The sequence below is a fragment of the Bacillus cereus group sp. Bc061 genome (genome assembly GCF_027715825.1).
Lineage (GTDB): Bacteria > Bacillota > Bacilli > Bacillales > Bacillaceae_G > Bacillus_A > Bacillus_A paranthracis.
In genome coordinates, this window is record NZ_JAQFTZ010000002.1 from 601,749 (window position 1) to 618,507 (window position 16,759).

The window sequence follows — 16,759 nt, forward strand, 5'->3', positions numbered from 1 at the left end:
CTGGCAGTCTTTTTTATCTATTATGTGTTTCATCATATGTGATTTTGCTGCGAAAGGTTCCGTTTTCCCCTTTAAAAACATAGGAGATAGCCCCTTGCTTATCCGTACGCCATATTTCAATCCCCCTCTTCTCAAAACGCTCTATAACGTCCTTATGAGGGTGCCCATACCTATTACGCTCACCGGCAGAAATAACGGCTATATTAGGCTGTACGACGCTCAGAAAAGTTGTTGTAGATGACGTATTACTCCCATGATGAGCAACCTTTAAAACATCCGCTCGCAACTCTGGATACGTAGCTACTAAAAACTTCTCACCTTCTTCTTCTAAATCACCTGTAAACAACCACGTTAGTCCTCCTAATTTTGCCAACATTACAATTGAAGCGTTATTTTCACTGCTCTTCTTCCCTGTTGGCGCTAATACGAAAAATTCCGCTCCATTTATGCTCCAACTTTCTCCTTCTCTCACTTCTCTTATTTTCACTTCCTTTTCTAAAGCCTGTTTCTTTACTATTTTTTCTAATTCCGCATCTTGTTCCTTTCGGCCAAATACAACTTCTTTTACGGTTATATTTGATAACAACTCTTGTGCAGCACCTATATGGTCCGCATCTCCATGCGTTATAATTAATTTATCGATCTTTTTAATACCTTCCTTTTGTAAATAAGGAATCAAAATATCATTTCCGACAGAAAATTCATGCTTTTTACGTTGCCATTCTTCCTTGTTTGGACGAATTGTTCCACCAGTATCAATAAGGTAAATCTCTTGATCATACGGGAGGCGAATTAATATTGCATCTCCCTGTCCAACATCGAGAAAGGTAACACTCCCACTTTCTCGAAAATACGGATATACATAATGGCATGTACTAATAAAAAGAAATACACCCGCAGATATAAACAGAATCCCCTTCGTCATTCGCCTTTCCCAAACCATCAATATACTAATAATACTCACGCAATATAGGGCTACAAGAAGTATAGGTGTTTGTCCGAAATTAAGACGGGTAAATGGTAAGTTTTCGCAATAACTTAAAAAATCATTAGAAAGATTCAAACCTATTGATAATACATTCCCAAGCCTTTTTGCCAGAAACGGAATGATCGGTATACATATCAAAATAACAATACTGCACGGCAATACAACGAGAGATAAAAACGGAACGTATAGGATATTTAAGAAAATACTATATGGAGAAAAATAACCGAAGTGATATAACAAAATCGGAGTACTAACGAGCTGTGAAATAAGAGAAATATAAATAGAATTTCGAATTACTCCATTACCACTCTCTAGTAAAAGCGGGGCAGATAAAAGTAAAGCAAAACTACCGACGAAAGAAAACTGAAAACCAATATTAAACACGAGATATGGATCAAATATAAGCATACATATAGCTGTTATACTTAAAGCATCTAAGCTAGATAAACGAATAGAACACATAAAAGCAATTAACATGAAAACTCCTGTTATAGAAGCTCTTATAACAGATGGTGACGCTCCTGCTAAAATCATATATAGAGGAATGCAGAAGATAAGACATACTGTCGCTACCTCCCTTGTCACACCGCTTCTTAGCAAAATAAAATACACGATTACCATTAACAATACGATATGCGATCCTGAAATCGCCAACAAATGCACGAGACCGAATTGTTGATATTGCTCTTCAACTTCAAATGTCATTTGTTGTCTATCACCAAATACTAATGCATTCATAAAAGCACCTGATTGTTCTGGAAACATTTCTGTAACTTCTGAGATTGCTTGTTGCCTCAAAAGAAGAATCCACTGCACGAGTGACAACGATATTTTATGGCATTCAGAAATATATGTAGCGTCCAATATGAAATGAATATTTTGCTTATATAAATAATCACGATAATTAAAACCATGAAAATTCCGAGCTATTTGTGGTTCTTTCCTCTCACCTTCGAATACACATGATACTCCTGCATGTAATTGTCGCATTTGTTTCTTTTCCGAGGCTGATTTCATTTTGTAACTTAACTGCACTATATTTTTATTCTGATCTTCAACTTGAAATGAGAGGCGATCGCCGTTAATAAGAGGTGTAGTATGTATCACTCCTCTTGTAGCTTCATAGGACTCTCTCAGAGGCTTGTTTTGCCCTTGAACATACGCGGTGTACATAGCGCCACTAAAACACGCTATCATACAATAAAAGAAGGTTTTACGCGAAGTACGATATAAACAAAAGAAAACATATACAACGAGACAACAAGTTAGCAATACAACTGAAGAGGAGAAGGCAATTGCAATCCCTATTATAAATGAGATTGCAACATAGCCCCATTGTCCTTGCAACTCATACCCACTCCTTATAGCATCATTTTTGCTTTCGTGAATACATGCTGTAATTCTTCCATTGATAAGTTCTCTTTTTCTAAAGATGCAAATAGTTCTTTTAACTCCATATGACGTTTTTGATCCTCTAATGCTGCAATATCATATTCTAGCGGAACGTGTTTCACCGTTACATTCGCTTTTTCAAATAACTCTACGGCATACGGATGATTTTTATAATCCTGTGCATAATAAACTGCTGTAATACCACTTTGAATAATCGCCTTACAACATTGTAAACAAGGAAAATGCGTAACATAAATTTCCGCTTCCTCCGTTTTCACACCAAATTTTGCACATTGTAATAAAGCATTCATTTCTGCGTGAATTGTACGAACACAATGATTGTCAATAACGTAGCATCCATCATCTATACAATGTACGCCACCTTTAATTGAACCATTATATCCACCAGCAATAATTCGTTTATCACGAACAATTGTCGCTCCTACTGCAAGCCTTGTACATGTACTACGTAAAGATAACAAATGGCTTTGCGTCATAAAATATTGATCCCATGAAATTCGTTCCATATTCTTCACCTACTTTTTTGTCTACTTGTAGTGTAGCGAATGAAGAAAAACTTCGTCAATCTTTTACGGAATAATAATTTGATCTTTTATTTTCTCCAAAGACTTCACACCAATCCCATCAATCTCTAACAAATCTTCTATTTTTTGAAACGGACCATGTTCCTCTCGATATTTCAAAATACTTTCTGCTTTCCGAGAACCAATACCTGTAATTTTTTCAAGTTGTTCTTTAGAAGCTGCATTTATTTGAACTTTTCCCTCTCCCTTTGAAACAGCAGCTACTTCTTGCACTTGTTCGTTTTTATTCGGTACGTAAAGAATCATTTGGTCTTGTACCATTTGTGCTAAATTTACCTTCATCCTATCTGCCTCAGGCAAAAAACCACCTGCTTTTTCAATAGCATCCTTGACCCGGTCCCCTTCTTTCATTTCATACACCCCCTCTTTAACAACAGCCCCTTTCATATCAATTACAATTATTTTTTTCTGCTGCTTTGTATCCGATATTTTCGGTTTACTTTTCTTCTCTATATCTTTCGCTTGAACATCCGTTGCAATAACTGATCGCTCTGTATGCTCATTCGTTTTCCAGAAAATAAGAAAAAGCACAGTTCCAATAATAGCAACTAATCCTAACCATTTCTTTGGAAAATCCCACATCATTTTTCACCTCTAATCATAAATTTATAACATCATTCATATTGTTTAGGAGAAAGCTGTTACGAAGGAGGGATGAAACATTGAACATAGGAATTATAGGGACAGGAAACATGGGGAATATACTAATCGATGCATTTTTAGAAACCCGTGCTGTCAAACCTTCGTGCCTTACGATCATTAATCGGACGCCCGCCAAAGCATATCATATAAAGGAAAAACACCCTTCTGTTCATATAGCCAAAACTATTGATGAGGTAATCGAACGATCGCATCTTATTTTTATTTGTGTAAAGCCGATAGATATATACCCAATCTTACAAAAATACGCCGAACATTTTTCTGATGAAAAGTGCTTAGTTTCTATCACAAGTCCAATATCTCCATCACAATTAGAGACACTTGTACCTTGCCATGTTGCTCGTATTATTCCGAGCATTACAAACCGCGCCCTATCCGGCGCATCACTATTTACATTTGGAAGTAACTGCTCTGAAGAATGGCAACAAAAACTATTTCGCTTATTCAAAAACATTTCTACTCCCCTTGTAATAGAAGAAGATATAACGCGCGTTTCATCTGATATAGCAAGCTGCGGCCCTGCATTCTTTAGTTATTTATTACAATGTTTCATTAATGCTGCTGTAGATAAAACAAATATTACACATGAAGAAGCCACTACTTTAGTAAGTGAAATGGTCGTTGGAATGGGGAAACTACTCGAAAAAGGAATTTTCACATTGCCTACTTTACAAGAAAAAGTATGTGTGAAAGGCGGCGTTACAGGAGAAGGTATTCGGGTTTTAGAAGAACATGTTGGAGATATGTTTCATAAATTAATCGAGCGGACACACGAGAAATTTGATGAAGATTTAAAATGCGTTGATCAGCAATTCAATAAACACACATAACAAATACGTCATCGTCATTCCAAATCCTTTTTATAAATACTTAATTTTTCACATTACATTTTTACTTAAACTAGCTTTTTCACAATCCACGTATGTCATTTTCTTATTATCCTAGAACTAAAATTACAGCTTCTTCACAAAACAAAAGCAACCTTCTCGGTTGCTTTTGTTTTATCCGTTTTTCTTCGCCATGAAGAAAATACGCTCTGTTTGTTCTGTAACTTCAAGTCGCTCAAAGTCACCAGTTACACGAAGCACTGTAAAACCAGCTTCTTCAAGCCATTTCGTTAACTCTTCAACCGGATATGCACGTTGTACGTGACATTCGTCAAAACGATGGTACACATCTTCTTCTGGGTCTTGAACAAAGAATGTTAAATCATGTTCTACACTGTTTGAATCTTCACCAGGGAAGCAATTCCAAATAAGAGATATTTCTTCTCCATTCACTGTGTATGTTTCATTTTGAAATACATGATGTATTTTATATAAAGAATGTACATCAAATAAAAACAAACCATCTTGACGTAAATGATGAAACACTCTTCGGAATGTTTCTTGCACTCCATCTTCTTGCAATACATAGTTTAATGAATCACAAAAGATCGTTACACAGTTAAACTCACCTGGAACATCAAGCTCCCGCATATCTTGTTGGTAAAAAGGAATAAAATATCCTGCCTCGCCTAGTTTTTGCTGTGCGACTGCTAACATTTCTTCCGAAAGATCGACACCGATTACATCGTAACCCTTTTGTACAAGCGGAAGCGTTACATTACCAGTACCGCATGCTACATCAAGAATCTTCGCCTCTTTCATATCCGCTTGCTGCAAGCTTTCCTCTGTGAATTCCACCCATTTATCATAAGGGACATCATTCATTAGTTCATCGTACAGCAACGCAAATTGTTCGTAGTTCATTGGCCTAACTCTTCTGTAATATCTTCACGTGGCACATCGCCCCATAGACGCTCTAAATTATAGTGATTACGCTCATCTTTATGGAATACATGAGCAACTACATCTCCAAGATCAACTAATACCCAGCGAGCTTCGTCAAAACCTTCCATACGTTGTACGTCGATTTGGAACTCGTGTGCTTTCGCTTTAATTTCACGTGCAATTGCTTGCACTTGCTTATCTGAGTTACCGTGACAAATAATGAAATAATCTGCAATTGGTGAAATACCTTGCATATTTAGGACAACCATATCTTCTGCTCTCTTATCATCAGCTGCTTTTGCTGCTAATACTAATAAATCTTTATCTTTCATTTACTCATTTCCTCCTTGATAACTGCATTGTATGTTTGGAATGTTAATGGATAAATCGTTTGATCTTTTTCCATTAAAAATTGAATTGTTCTCTTTAGCGCAAATAATAAAGCTTGATCTATATCCGTATATGCGAGTTTACGAGCTTCCTCCACCCCTGGAAACTTTCGCCCAGGCTCAATGTAATCAGCTACATAAATTACTTTATCTAACATCGTCATTTTCTCATGACCACTTGTATGATATGTAATAGCTTGCAGGATTTCAGGATCTGTAATACCTACTTCTTTTTCTACTAAGTATGCCCCAACAGGTGCATGCCATAACTCTTTGTTATAACAAAGTAAATCTTTCGGCAAACCTTCACTTTTAATGATCTCTTCCATCTCTGAAATCGCTCTACACTTCGCATAATCATGGAATATAGCTGCAACTTCAGCCTTTTTTTCATCCACACCGTATAATTTAGCAAGTTCAATTGCCGTCTCCATTACACCAATTGTGTGTATATAACGTTTTTCATGCATTTGTTGTTTCACAATATGAAGTGCTTCCTCACGATTCATACAACCCATTCCTCTCGATATATACCTGTACTTTTTCAGGAAGTAAATATTTGCATGTTTTCTTCTCTTTATATCTCTCACGTAATAAAGATGAAGAAACTGCAAACTCCGGAATTTCCACAGTGGTGATAGGATAAGGTGTATGCAATGTATAACCCGGTCTTGCAACCCCAACAAACGTTACAAGATCAAGTAACGCTTCAATGTTATACCACTTCGGTAAATACTCAACCATATCTCCACCAATAATAAAGTGAAACTGCACATCCGGATGCTTCTTCGTTAATTGTAGCATAGTGTCATACGTATAAGATGGGCCCTTCCTGCTTAGCTCTTCTAAACAAATAGAAAAATGTTCCTCTTCCTCAGTCGCAAGTTCTAACATTTGTAAGCGACTTTCTACACTTGTAATATTCCGCCCTTGTTTATGCGGCGGAATTTGGTTCGGTAAGAACCATACTTCTTCTAAATTCAAAGCATGATATACTTCATTTGCAATGAGCAAATGTCCATAATGTGGCGGATCAAATGTACCGCCAATGATGCCAATTTTTCTCAAAAGAAACGCCCCTTCCTTTTACATACAGCAACTCTCTTCATTTCCATCCGAAGAGAGTTTACTGTTAATAAAAGTTCAATTGGTTTCGATCTCTACACCATTACTAGTGATAAAAATAACATATGCTATTTTTATCGAGGAAGTTTAATTTGCTTGTTTTCTCTTGATTCTTTGTATAAAACAATTGTACTTCCAATTACTTGAACGATTTCCGCACGTGCACCTTTTGCAAGCTCTTCTGCAACTTCACGGCGATCGAATTCACAGTTTTGTAGCACACTTACTTTAAATAACTCACGAGCTTCTAAAGTATCTGCAATTTGTTTAATCATATTTTCATTTACTCCGCCTTTTCCTACTTGAAAAATTGGTGTTAAATGATGTGCTTGTGCACGTAAAAATCTTTTTTGTTTTCCTGTTAACATATATGTTAGCCTCCAAGCTTTCTTATAACTAATTGTTTCATTCGTTCAATATTCGGTACGCAACCTGTCCACATTTCAAATGCAAGCGCTCCTTGATAAACAAACATATCAATACCATTTTGAATGATTGCACCTTGCTCTTTCGCCTCACATAAAATTTTCGTTTCAAATGGATTATAAATTATATCTGATACAATCGTTCCCTTTTTCAACGAAGAAATTTGTAACGGCGTATGTTCGACACGTGGATGCATACCTATCGTTGTCGTCTGAATGATAATATCATAATTCTCTTGTTCTTCTGTTGCTTCCTCTAACGATAAAGCAACAGAATGAACAGTAGCCGTACATGCAGTAATAAGTTCTTTCGCCTTATCTACTGTACGATTCGCTACATCAATCTCTTTCACACCTACATCAGCAAGTGAAAAATAAATAGCTCGACTAGCACCACCTGCGCCAAGCAATAAAATACGTTTCTCTTGAAGTGGTTCACTACTAATTGACTGTAGCGCTTTGACAAAACCAATTCCATCTGTATTGTAGCCAATCAATTTCCCATCCTTATGAACCACCGTATTTACTGCACCAATTTGTTTTGCTAGCGGGTCAATCTCATCCAAATAATCCATAATCGCAACTTTGTGCGGAGTTGTTACATTAAATCCTGAAATACCTAACGCTTTTAAACCTCTTACTGCTTCCCCTAGCACTTCCTCTTTAACAAGAAAGGCATGATAATGGGCATCCATATTCAAGTGTTCAAATGCATCGTTATGCATAACGGGTGATAATGAATGTCCAATTGGATTTCCGATTACACCATATAATTGTTTCATAAATCCCTCTCCATATTAAATTAAAGATTTACGCAATGAAACACTTACTCCTTTTGGTACGTGTGCAACAATTTTTGCTCCCGGTTCGTTCACAGTAACCCATCCTAATCCAGAGAATACAACATCCGTTTTTGGTTCACGAATATTAAACTCGTATTTCACTAACTCTGGCATATTTTCTAATTCTTCTGGTGTTGGCGGGCTTAGTAAATCCCCTGCATGATTTTTATACAATTCATCTGCTTTCTCAAGCTTTGTACGATGGATTGTTAAACGATTTGAGAAGTGACAAGTAAATGCGCGACGACCGCCACTTACGTAATCAAAACGTGCCAATCCGCTAAAGAACAATGTTTGTTCTTCATTTAATTGGAATACCATTGGCTTAATTTCTTTTGTTGGTGTAATAAGCTTTAAGCTTTGTTTTCCAACATAATGAGCCATTTGATGGTGGTTAATAATACCTGGCGTATCATATAAAGAAGATTCTTCGTCTAACGGGATATCAATTAAATCAAGCGTTGTTCCTGGGAAATGAGATGTTGTAATTACATTTTCAGTCTCATCACTAAATTCTTTAATCATACGATTAATGAATGTTGATTTCCCTACATTTGTACATCCAACAACGTAAACATCTTTTCCGCCGCGGTAATACTCAATCGCATCTGCCAGCTCAGCAATCCCTTGTCCTTTCGCTGCACTAATTAAAAAGACATCTTCTGGCTTTAATCCTAGCTGCTTTGCACTATAGCGCATCCAATGCTTTACTTTATCATGTTTTACTGACTTAGGAATTAAATCCGCTTTATTCCCAACAAGTAATACTTTATTATTTCCCACGAAACGATGTAAGCCAGGTAACCAGCTACCATTAAAGTCGAAAATATCTACAATTTTAACTACTAACGCATCCGATTTTCCAATACCGTTTAGAATACGTAGGAAATCATCATCTGTTAATGAGACATCTTGAATTTCGTTATAATGTTTCAATCGAAAACAGCGTTGACAAATGACTTGTTCTTTTTCTAAAGATGAGGCAGGAGCATATCCCACTTCATTTTTATCTTCTGTTTGAATTTCTACACCGCAACCAATACATTTAATTGTTTCAGTCAAACTTTATTCCTCCCAGTTAATTAAACCTTTTTTCTTCATGTTTCTCATAATTCTTCGTTCAATTTTTCGATTAAAGCGCGTTACTAATCCGTCTGTTTGTGCTACTGGTACAACTAAAATTGTATGCAGTCCAACTCGGTTTCCACCTAGCACATCTGTCAGTAACTGATCCCCAATTACTACAACTTCATCTGGTTGCAACTGCATCTCTCGTATCGCACGCTTAAACGCACGAACAAATGGCTTACGCGCACTATGAATAAATGGAATGCCTAATGGATCAGCAAAATCTTTCACTCGTTGCTCATTATTATTTGAAACGACCGTTACTTGAATGCCTTGCTCTTTCATTTTCAAAAACCATTCTTCAAGTTGTGGCGTTGCATTTGGACGATCCCATTCAATTAAAGTGTTATCTAAATCAGTAATAACACCTTTAATTCCACGTTTCTTCAAATCTTCTGGTTGAACATGATATACATTTTTCACATATTCATTTGGTAAAAATAGTTTCAATTTCTTTCACCTCTTTGAGGAGTTTTCATAAAAATTTTTCGACAACATATTTCGATATATGGCCTGTGGATAAAATTGTACACATTTTCCACATTAATTTTTCGGTTAATTTGGAATTTACTAACAATCTATACACATTTTATCCACCTAGGTATGTGGATAACCACCCGTTTGTGACTGTCATATTTTTTTGGTACATTAAATGCAACAACGAATCAATCCTTATATTATTAGGAGGTGACTCACCTTGAAAACAAAACATATGGAACAGTTATCTACTGAGTTACTCACTGAGTCTTATTATAAAGCAAAAGAACTAAAATTAAATCCCGACTTCATTTTACTTATAAAACAAGAAATTATTAGACGCTCATTAGAGGACAAGCTCGTCAAATCGTCTTGATTACATATAAAGTGAAATTTTAAGTAACTAACTTGTAAAAAGAGCCATCCTGCGATGGCTCTCGAATAAACAAGTACTCCCATCTAGGGAATTTCATCATTACGCATCTTTGTCCATAAATCTTACTTACAGTTATAAAATCTTTTTTACTTATGAGCCAATCGAGTAGCAATCTTTTCACCAAGGCGAAGCTCTTGTCCACTCTTCAATTCTTGCACTACTTCTATCATATCTTTTTCAAACAATAACACAACTGTTGAACCGAATGTAAAGTATGCCATTTCTTCACCTTTTTGAACAGTGTCTCTTTCATGCAGCAGCTCAATACTATTTACAAACATAGCTCCTACTTTTACAAGCGCCATATGTTCACCGTCACTATTCACTTCTGTAACGGAGCGATAGTTTTTTGACAATGGTTCTTTCCCGTATTCCATACCAGCTGCATTTACCGGATATGATTTTCTACCGAGTACAAATCTTTCAATCACAGCACCAGAAAGCGGACTATGAATACGATGATAATGACTTGGGCTTAAATAAATAACCATATATGTACCACCTGCATATCGCTGTGCACGTTCTTCATTACCTAGCATATCCACAATCGAATAACGCTTGCCTTTAATATCAAATGTTTTTGTGTCCTCAATAGGACCGTGATCAGCAAAAACACCATCAACAGGACTAACGATACTCGATGCATTTGTATCAATACTACGCTTTCCTTCTTTTAGCTTACGTGTAAATAATTCATGCAATGTTCTATATTCCTTCAAACCCTTTTCCATCTCATCTTGATTAATTTGAAATACTTTCGCATACGATGGAATAATGATAGAGCTCAAACGAGATTGTGCAAATTTACGTAATATATAAGAAGTAAAACGACCATTTGTAAGTTCGATCATAAGTCGATATAATGTACGTCGCAAATTGCGGAACCTCCTAATCAGTCTATAACTTTAGCTTCCCCTTCTTTTCCTTCTATATCATATGTAAAATTAGTTCTTATTCCCACATATCATATAGAACCGCCATATTATACATGCAGAAAACTAAGTACGGTATCATTCTTAAATTGTTTAGCACCTTCTAATATTACAGATAGAATCCGTCATTTTCAACAGTGAACATGGATTTCTTCTGAACACAACTCTTTTTCTTTCCTTATTTCCAAAAAGAAAAGCAGCCCATTTTAAAATACAGCTGCTTGTAATGTACATTATTCTTTTGCTTTTTTCTCTTTCTCTGCTCTTACAAATTCATGGAACATTTTCATTAAAGCGCGCTTTTCAATTCTTGATACGTAGCTTCTGGAAATACCAAGTGCCTTCGCAATCTCTCGTTGCGTCTTCTCCTTATCAAGCCCCAGTCCAAAACGCTTCACGATTACTTCTTTCTCTCGTTCGTCTAAAATATCGATATACTCTTTAATCTTTTCTAACTCCATACTAAGCTGGATCATATCAATTACATCTTCAGACTCTGATTTTAATATATCAATAAGCGATATTTCATTCCCCTCTTTATCTTGCCCGATTGGATCATGAAGTGAAACGTCCTTTTTCGTTTTCTTTAATACACGTAAATGCATCAAAATTTCATTTTCAATACAGCGTGCTGCGTACGTCGCAAGTTTCGTTCCTTTTCCTGCCGAATAGCTCTCGATTGCTTTAATGAGCCCGATTGTACCAATTGAAATTAAATCTTCTGCATCTTCCCCTGTATTTTCAAATTTTTTAACGATATGAGCTACAAGCCGTAAATTATGTTCAATTAACAGATTCCTCGCTTGAGCATCACCTTGCTCCATTAACTCTAAGTACTTTCTCTCATCGTCTGATGATAATGGCTGCGGAAACGCATTGTTCTTCACATAAGAAACAAAAACAAACACTTCTCGAACCATATATCCAATTGCGGCGAATAGACTCAAACCTTTCACCTCCGCCAAAATAGTGGTCTTTACTAAGTGTATGTGGGCATGAGGTTGTTTGTGTCTGTACGATATCATTCCCGTATGTTTTTAAGCATAATAATTGTCTCATAAAGCTTCACTACGTATACTTAAACAAAAGATTGGAGAGTGGAATATGAAATATTTCATTTCCCTCTTGTACCTGAGTAGCTTGTAAGAGATGAACTCCTTGTACGCTCTTGCAAGCTACTTGTACTACAAGGAGGGATTACAAATATGAAATTTGAAAGAACACGTGCTTATACAAGACACCAACGTCAACGTACAATGCGTCGAAAAATGAATATTGCAAAACACACATGGGGATATACTCCTGAAATTGCCGGTATTTTTGCAAAAGGAAAAGTTCACTGTTCTTGTGGAATGTGTACAATAAAGTGGAGAACAGAAGGACCGCCTGCTAGTGTACAGAAGTGGTTATATAAAATTGATACATACGAAGAATAATCGTTCTTTCTAAAAAAGGTCTTCTCTCGAAGACCTTTTTCCCTATTTAAAAGTTTATTTACTCCAAATTTTCTCCCCAGTATGCGCATCAATATAACGAATTTCTCGACTACAGTCGAAGGATTCTTTATGATTTTCATCCGTTGTTTGTTTATACAATAGTTCGTAAATTGTTTCCTCTACCTCATTTTCTAAAAACCATTCTAAATGAACTCGCATGGCCCCTCTGTATATTTCTAACGCTTTTTCCTTTGTTACTTTTGGTGTTGTTTCGTATGTGAGCAATTCTTTTATAAAATTGCTAGACTCTCCAGAGTAGTGCATCACAGCACCATTCTCTGTATTAATATTAATCATAATATATTTTCCCTCTACTTGAATGTCATTTACATATATTGAAAAGGAAAATCTCTCAATTCCATCTTCCTTTTCATAATTATCCCAAAGTTGAACATAATTGGTTGCATCCGGAATAATATGCTCCAAAAATTGAAGTGCTTTGTCTAAACATTGGTCTCTAGATAAGAGCGTTTTCCTTTCTCGCTCATCCTTCCACATTAAACAGGAAAGTAATTGATTTGTTTCTTTATCTAAAGTAATTACAACGAAGTTATCATGTTTCAATATCGGGGAATACTTTTTATAGAATTCCTCCATTGAATATGCATCTTTCTCTTTTCTTTCTTTTTGTAATTCTTTCTCCAGTACAAATCTCATCTGAATTTCATACCTATCCTCTTTTTCATCTACTTTTATAAATTTTTCTTTATCCCAATCTAATAAATCGAGCACATCTTTTCTTTCACTGTTTTTTATCGCTTTAACAACCGGTACTGTAGAAGCTATTCTATAGTGATCTGGCCCAAACAAATCTTTGCCTGTACTTGCTTTAATAAACGCATGGCTAGGATCTGGTTCATATACAAGATGGTACCCTTTTACTTCTTCTCCATTTTCATACTCACATGAGGAGTGTGTTAAATCTACAAATGCAAGTCTCATATCTTGTCTAGCCTTCAAATTTTCTAAGACGACGTTCTCCTCAACAATATCACTTGGCCATAACGGTTTTTTCTCGATAGCTTTTTGTCCATTATAATGAAAATGCATCACATCACCTAATGGATGTACTAGCACAACACACCCCGTATTCGGCAATGGATAGCCATTCACTTCTTGCATATAATTTACTTCTTTCCAACCACGCCTGTCGTACTTAACAGTTACATATGTATAAAATTCATATCCTTCTTTTGTATATTTTGTTAAAAATATATTTGCAATCTCTCTCGCTTGATTTTCCTCTAGAGCTTCCTTATCGTCCGAAAAAGAATTTTCATCATCTATACTAAATTCAATTAAATTACCAGTATGTCTATTCAGCGTAATTTGTATCGTTCTCTCTTCATCCTCTTTATGCTCCCACCATAATAGATGATACGGGTCATCTACGCCTTCTTGATCGTCTACAACAAGTCTATAATCATCTGGAATGTTGATCATATGAGCCACTTGCTCTTTTCTTTCTATATCTTTTTGATTCATCATACCGCCCCCTTGTTACAATTTAAGGTAATTATAACAAACAAAACCAAAGGATAATAAACAAAACCAAAGGATAATAAACAAAACCAAAGGATAATAAACAAAACCAAAGGATAATAAACAAAAAAGACTAGAGATATCTCTAGTCTTCTACTTCGTTTCACGATGTAACGTTACTCGCTTTAATCGTGGACAATATTTTTTTAGTTCGATGCGCTCTGGATTGTTTCGTTTATTTTTTTTAGAAATATAATTACGATCACCGCACTCCGTACAAGCTAGTGTAATATTTACACGCATATGTAATTCTCCTTTCTTTTAAAGATCGCAAACTAAATCGTAATGATTACGATTTATACATTATATAACTTCATTCTATTTGTCAATTGCAAAATAAAAGGGATCTAAATAGAACCCTTTTATTTAAGTAATCTATACCTTGTATTAAAATGTCTCATATGTAACAAACTCACTAATTGGTTTTCTATATCCTCGTGGGCGAATTTTAGTAGTATCACTTTTTCCTATCGTAATCATTAAAACAGGTACTACATGCTCTGGCATATTCAATTCACCTTGTACTGCTTTCTCATCAAAACCGATCATTGGACACGTATCATATCCATAATACTTAGCTGCGTACATAAAAGTCATCGCACTTAGCGAAGCATTTCTAATCGCTTCCTCTTCCATGAAGCGTTCTCCTTTTCCTTCATATAACCCTTTCGTTTGCTTAATTGTATCTTCATACTCACATTCATCAATCATCTCTAAAACCTTCATACCGAAATAAATATTTTCGACATTTTGGTATGCTCTCTTGTCACCACAAACAAGTATTACCGCAGATGCACTCGATACTTTATATTGTCCGAAGGCTAACTCTTTTAATCTTTCTTTGCGCTCTTGATCACGAATTACAACATAATGTGTATGTTGCAAATTGTAACAAGATGGAGAAAGCTTTGTGAGCTCAAATATTTTTTTAAAGTCCTCATCTGGGATTTCTATTCCTTGTACAAATTTCATTGCAGAACGTCTAGCAATTGCTAATTCTTCAAAGTTCACCGTATAGCCTCCTTAATAACTATAAATTCAAATATACATTAATTTATACAAATGAATAAATCAAATAAAAACACTTTAAATTATCGAGAATAATGATGATTTGCAAAAAAAGACAAAAAGCTGAAACAATTAGTTCATACGAAATTCACACGAATCTATTACTATAGAAACTGTACATAGTGAACTTATTAACAATCACGTTTATTTATATAAAATTTTATTTGAAAGGAGTTGAAAGTATGAAAACTAAATATCGTTTTATGATCTCATCATTTGCTGCTTGCGCCTACATGATTTGGTGTTTAGTATAATAACAACCTCACTTGTAAATAGGAAAAGGTGTGTATATAAATGGAATATAATCAATCAACAGTTAACTACTGGAAAGCTTTTGTACTACCATATACATTTGCTTTAGAAGAGTTAAAAACTAAATTTGAAATTATGAACCGGGAAGCCCAATTTTTAGAGGATTACAACCCGTTTGAACATATAAAAACAAGATTAAAACAACCTGAAAGTATTATTAAAAAACTTGAGCGTAAAAATTTATTACCGACAGTTGAAAATGCGCAAACGCATTTACAAGACATCATTGGCATTCGTATTACATGTTGCTTCGTAGAAGATATCTATCATTTGAAAGAAGTCATTCAAAAGCGTGAAGATATGGAAATCATAGAGGTAAAAGATTATATCGCTAATCCAAAACAAAATGGATATAAAAGTTTACACATGATTATTAAATATCCTTTATCACTGAATTCTGGTACAAAAGAAGTCTTTGCAGAAATTCAGTTACGTACGCTCGCAATGGACTTTTGGGCAAGTTTAGAACATAAACTTTATTATAAATATGAAGGGAAAATACCTGATTATTTAAAAGATGAACTACATGATGCCGCAATGAAAGCTGAGGATCTTGATAATAAAATGGCAACCATTCGCCAAGATATTGATGATATCGAAGCATGCTCAGATCAAATTATGTTGCCACTATAAAAAAAGGTTCTCGCCAATGAGAACCTTTTTGCGCTATTTACGGAAAATTTCACTTTATTTCTTCTCTATCGTGCGAACCTCTTCAATTTTCCAGCCATCCTCTTCTTTTCCAAGTGCATACTGTACTTTTTTCTGAAGAGTGATTTCTCCATCTATTTCCTTTTCTTTTGTTTCAACAACAACATACCCTGCTTTACTAGCTTTTATGTCTATATGTTCCAATTCAATTTTCTTATTTCCCTTTTGAAAAGCTGCTTCTTTTTGCGTTTTTAAGTCTTCGGCACTAGGCATCTTCTTTGAAAATAATTCTATATGTTCAGCAAGATTTTTTTCATTTGTTGTCCTTACAAATTTATCCATAACATCTTGAATCGATTTCTCTTCTTCTTTCGTTATTTGTACCTTTCCTTCAGCTTTTGTAGTAGCTTTTTGTTCTATCTGATTCTCTTTGGATTGACATCCAACTAGCAATAATACACCTATTAGAAAGAGTCCTATCCCCCTGAAAAAAGCTCTCATCTTCCCATCTCCTAAAAA

General features: G+C 35.3%; 21 protein-coding genes. 4 read left to right on the forward strand and 17 right to left on the reverse strand.

All coding sequences use genetic code 11. From position 1 onward, the window contains the following. Positions 1-13: 13 nt before the first annotated feature. The 3 genes from PDQ40_RS12500 to PDQ40_RS12510 all read right to left on the reverse strand — a co-directional run bounded on the left by PDQ40_RS12500 (position 14) and on the right by PDQ40_RS12510 (position 3,570). Positions 14-2,335, reverse strand: coding sequence for a DNA internalization-related competence protein ComEC/Rec2 (locus PDQ40_RS12500; RefSeq protein ID WP_061185414.1), 2,322 nt, complete (start codon positions 2,333-2,335; stop codon positions 14-16). A 14-nt stretch (positions 2,336-2,349) separates the two neighbouring features. Continuing rightward, a complete protein-coding gene (locus PDQ40_RS12505; RefSeq protein WP_000439783.1) occupies positions 2,350-2,907 on the reverse strand; it encodes a ComE operon protein 2 in 558 nt (185 codons plus the stop codon). A gap of 63 nt (positions 2,908-2,970) precedes the next feature. Next, on the reverse strand, positions 2,971-3,570 hold the full coding sequence (locus PDQ40_RS12510; protein WP_000989939.1) for a helix-hairpin-helix domain-containing protein: 600 nt from the start codon (positions 3,568-3,570) through the stop codon (positions 2,971-2,973). A gap of 77 nt (positions 3,571-3,647) precedes the next feature. Between PDQ40_RS12510 and comER the strand changes: the two genes are divergently transcribed. Next, positions 3,648-4,475: a late competence protein ComER gene (gene comER, locus PDQ40_RS12515; protein WP_001020541.1), complete on the forward strand. Its 828-nt coding sequence runs from the start codon at positions 3,648-3,650 to the stop codon at positions 4,473-4,475. Positions 4,476-4,646: 171 nt separating this feature from the next. On the opposite strand, the gene PDQ40_RS12520 is transcribed toward comER, so the two are convergent. The 8 genes from PDQ40_RS12520 to PDQ40_RS12555 all read right to left on the reverse strand — a co-directional run bounded on the left by PDQ40_RS12520 (position 4,647) and on the right by PDQ40_RS12555 (position 9,776). Then, positions 4,647-5,396 carry a class I SAM-dependent DNA methyltransferase gene (locus PDQ40_RS12520; RefSeq protein ID WP_214328315.1) on the reverse strand — a complete coding sequence of 250 codons (750 nt, stop codon included), beginning with the start codon at positions 5,394-5,396 and terminating at the stop codon, positions 4,647-4,649. Beyond that, entirely contained in the window at positions 5,393-5,749 is a 357-nt protein-coding gene (gene rsfS, locus PDQ40_RS12525; RefSeq protein WP_000653200.1) for a ribosome silencing factor, read from the reverse strand. Before rsfS ends, PDQ40_RS12520 begins: the two co-directional genes overlap by 4 nt. After that, positions 5,746-6,315, reverse strand: coding sequence for a bis(5'-nucleosyl)-tetraphosphatase (symmetrical) YqeK (yqeK, locus tag PDQ40_RS12530; RefSeq protein WP_001078246.1), 570 nt, complete (start codon positions 6,313-6,315; stop codon positions 5,746-5,748). The genes rsfS and yqeK overlap by 4 nt, the downstream gene beginning before the upstream one ends. Beyond that, the gene (gene nadD / locus PDQ40_RS12535; protein WP_001226058.1) at positions 6,305-6,874 is read right to left on the reverse strand and encodes a nicotinate-nucleotide adenylyltransferase; all 570 of its coding nucleotides are present in this window, start codon (positions 6,872-6,874) and stop codon (positions 6,305-6,307) included. Before nadD ends, yqeK begins: the two co-directional genes overlap by 11 nt. Before the next feature lie 131 nt (positions 6,875-7,005). Further along, a complete protein-coding gene (gene yhbY / locus PDQ40_RS12540; protein ID WP_000955224.1) occupies positions 7,006-7,299 on the reverse strand; it encodes a ribosome assembly RNA-binding protein YhbY in 294 nt (97 codons plus the stop codon). Positions 7,300-7,304: 5 nt separating this feature from the next. Beyond that, positions 7,305-8,138 carry a shikimate dehydrogenase gene (gene aroE, locus PDQ40_RS12545; RefSeq protein WP_061132137.1) on the reverse strand — a complete coding sequence of 278 codons (834 nt, stop codon included), beginning with the start codon at positions 8,136-8,138 and terminating at the stop codon, positions 7,305-7,307. Positions 8,139-8,153: 15 nt separating this feature from the next. Then, positions 8,154-9,260 carry a ribosome biogenesis GTPase YqeH gene (gene yqeH / locus PDQ40_RS12550; RefSeq protein ID WP_000140795.1) on the reverse strand — a complete coding sequence of 369 codons (1,107 nt, stop codon included), beginning with the start codon at positions 9,258-9,260 and terminating at the stop codon, positions 8,154-8,156. Between the two features lie 3 nt (positions 9,261-9,263). Beyond that, positions 9,264-9,776, reverse strand: a complete 513-nt coding sequence (locus PDQ40_RS12555; protein WP_000765311.1) for a YqeG family HAD IIIA-type phosphatase — start codon at positions 9,774-9,776, stop codon at positions 9,264-9,266. Positions 9,777-10,023: 247 nt separating this feature from the next. Between PDQ40_RS12555 and PDQ40_RS12560 the strand changes: the two genes are divergently transcribed. Then, positions 10,024-10,179, forward strand: a complete 156-nt coding sequence (locus PDQ40_RS12560; RefSeq protein WP_000850094.1) for a sporulation histidine kinase inhibitor Sda — start codon at positions 10,024-10,026, stop codon at positions 10,177-10,179. A gap of 146 nt (positions 10,180-10,325) precedes the next feature. Here PDQ40_RS12560 and PDQ40_RS12565 read toward each other — a convergent pair whose 3' ends face one another. Together PDQ40_RS12565 and sigK are read right to left on the reverse strand one after the other, a co-directional pair. Next, positions 10,326-11,114: a phosphatidylserine decarboxylase gene (locus PDQ40_RS12565; protein WP_073541148.1), complete on the reverse strand. Its 789-nt coding sequence runs from the start codon at positions 11,112-11,114 to the stop codon at positions 10,326-10,328. Positions 11,115-11,404: 290 nt separating this feature from the next. After that, positions 11,405-12,118: an RNA polymerase sporulation sigma factor SigK gene (gene sigK, locus PDQ40_RS12570; RefSeq protein ID WP_000051382.1), complete on the reverse strand. Its 714-nt coding sequence runs from the start codon at positions 12,116-12,118 to the stop codon at positions 11,405-11,407. A gap of 258 nt (positions 12,119-12,376) precedes the next feature. Here sigK and PDQ40_RS12575 point away from each other — a divergent pair, with 258 nt between their 5' ends. Continuing rightward, positions 12,377-12,607: a hypothetical protein gene (locus tag PDQ40_RS12575; protein ID WP_000667454.1), complete on the forward strand. Its 231-nt coding sequence runs from the start codon at positions 12,377-12,379 to the stop codon at positions 12,605-12,607. A gap of 54 nt (positions 12,608-12,661) precedes the next feature. Here PDQ40_RS12575 and PDQ40_RS12580 read toward each other — a convergent pair whose 3' ends face one another. The 3 genes from PDQ40_RS12580 to PDQ40_RS12590 form a co-directional block, all read right to left on the reverse strand. Continuing rightward, the gene (locus tag PDQ40_RS12580; protein ID WP_080492478.1) at positions 12,662-14,155 is read right to left on the reverse strand and encodes a YcdB/YcdC domain-containing protein; all 1,494 of its coding nucleotides are present in this window, start codon (positions 14,153-14,155) and stop codon (positions 12,662-12,664) included. Between the two features lie 147 nt (positions 14,156-14,302). Continuing rightward, positions 14,303-14,452, reverse strand: coding sequence for a 50S ribosomal protein L33 (gene rpmG / locus PDQ40_RS12585; protein WP_001265617.1), 150 nt, complete (start codon positions 14,450-14,452; stop codon positions 14,303-14,305). Between the two features lie 144 nt (positions 14,453-14,596). Beyond that, the gene (locus tag PDQ40_RS12590) at positions 14,597-15,220 is read right to left on the reverse strand and encodes a nitroreductase family protein (RefSeq protein WP_270691441.1); all 624 of its coding nucleotides are present in this window, start codon (positions 15,218-15,220) and stop codon (positions 14,597-14,599) included. A gap of 351 nt (positions 15,221-15,571) precedes the next feature. Here PDQ40_RS12590 and PDQ40_RS12595 point away from each other — a divergent pair, with 351 nt between their 5' ends. Beyond that, the gene (locus tag PDQ40_RS12595) at positions 15,572-16,222 is read left to right on the forward strand and encodes a GTP pyrophosphokinase (protein ID WP_000456216.1); all 651 of its coding nucleotides are present in this window, start codon (positions 15,572-15,574) and stop codon (positions 16,220-16,222) included. A 54-nt stretch (positions 16,223-16,276) separates the two neighbouring features. Here the strand turns inward: PDQ40_RS12595 and PDQ40_RS12600 are convergent, their stop codons facing one another. After that, complete coding sequence (locus PDQ40_RS12600) at positions 16,277-16,741, reverse strand: hypothetical protein (protein ID WP_001201009.1); 465 nt, start codon at positions 16,739-16,741, stop codon at positions 16,277-16,279. Between the last annotated feature and the right edge of the window lie 18 nt (positions 16,742-16,759).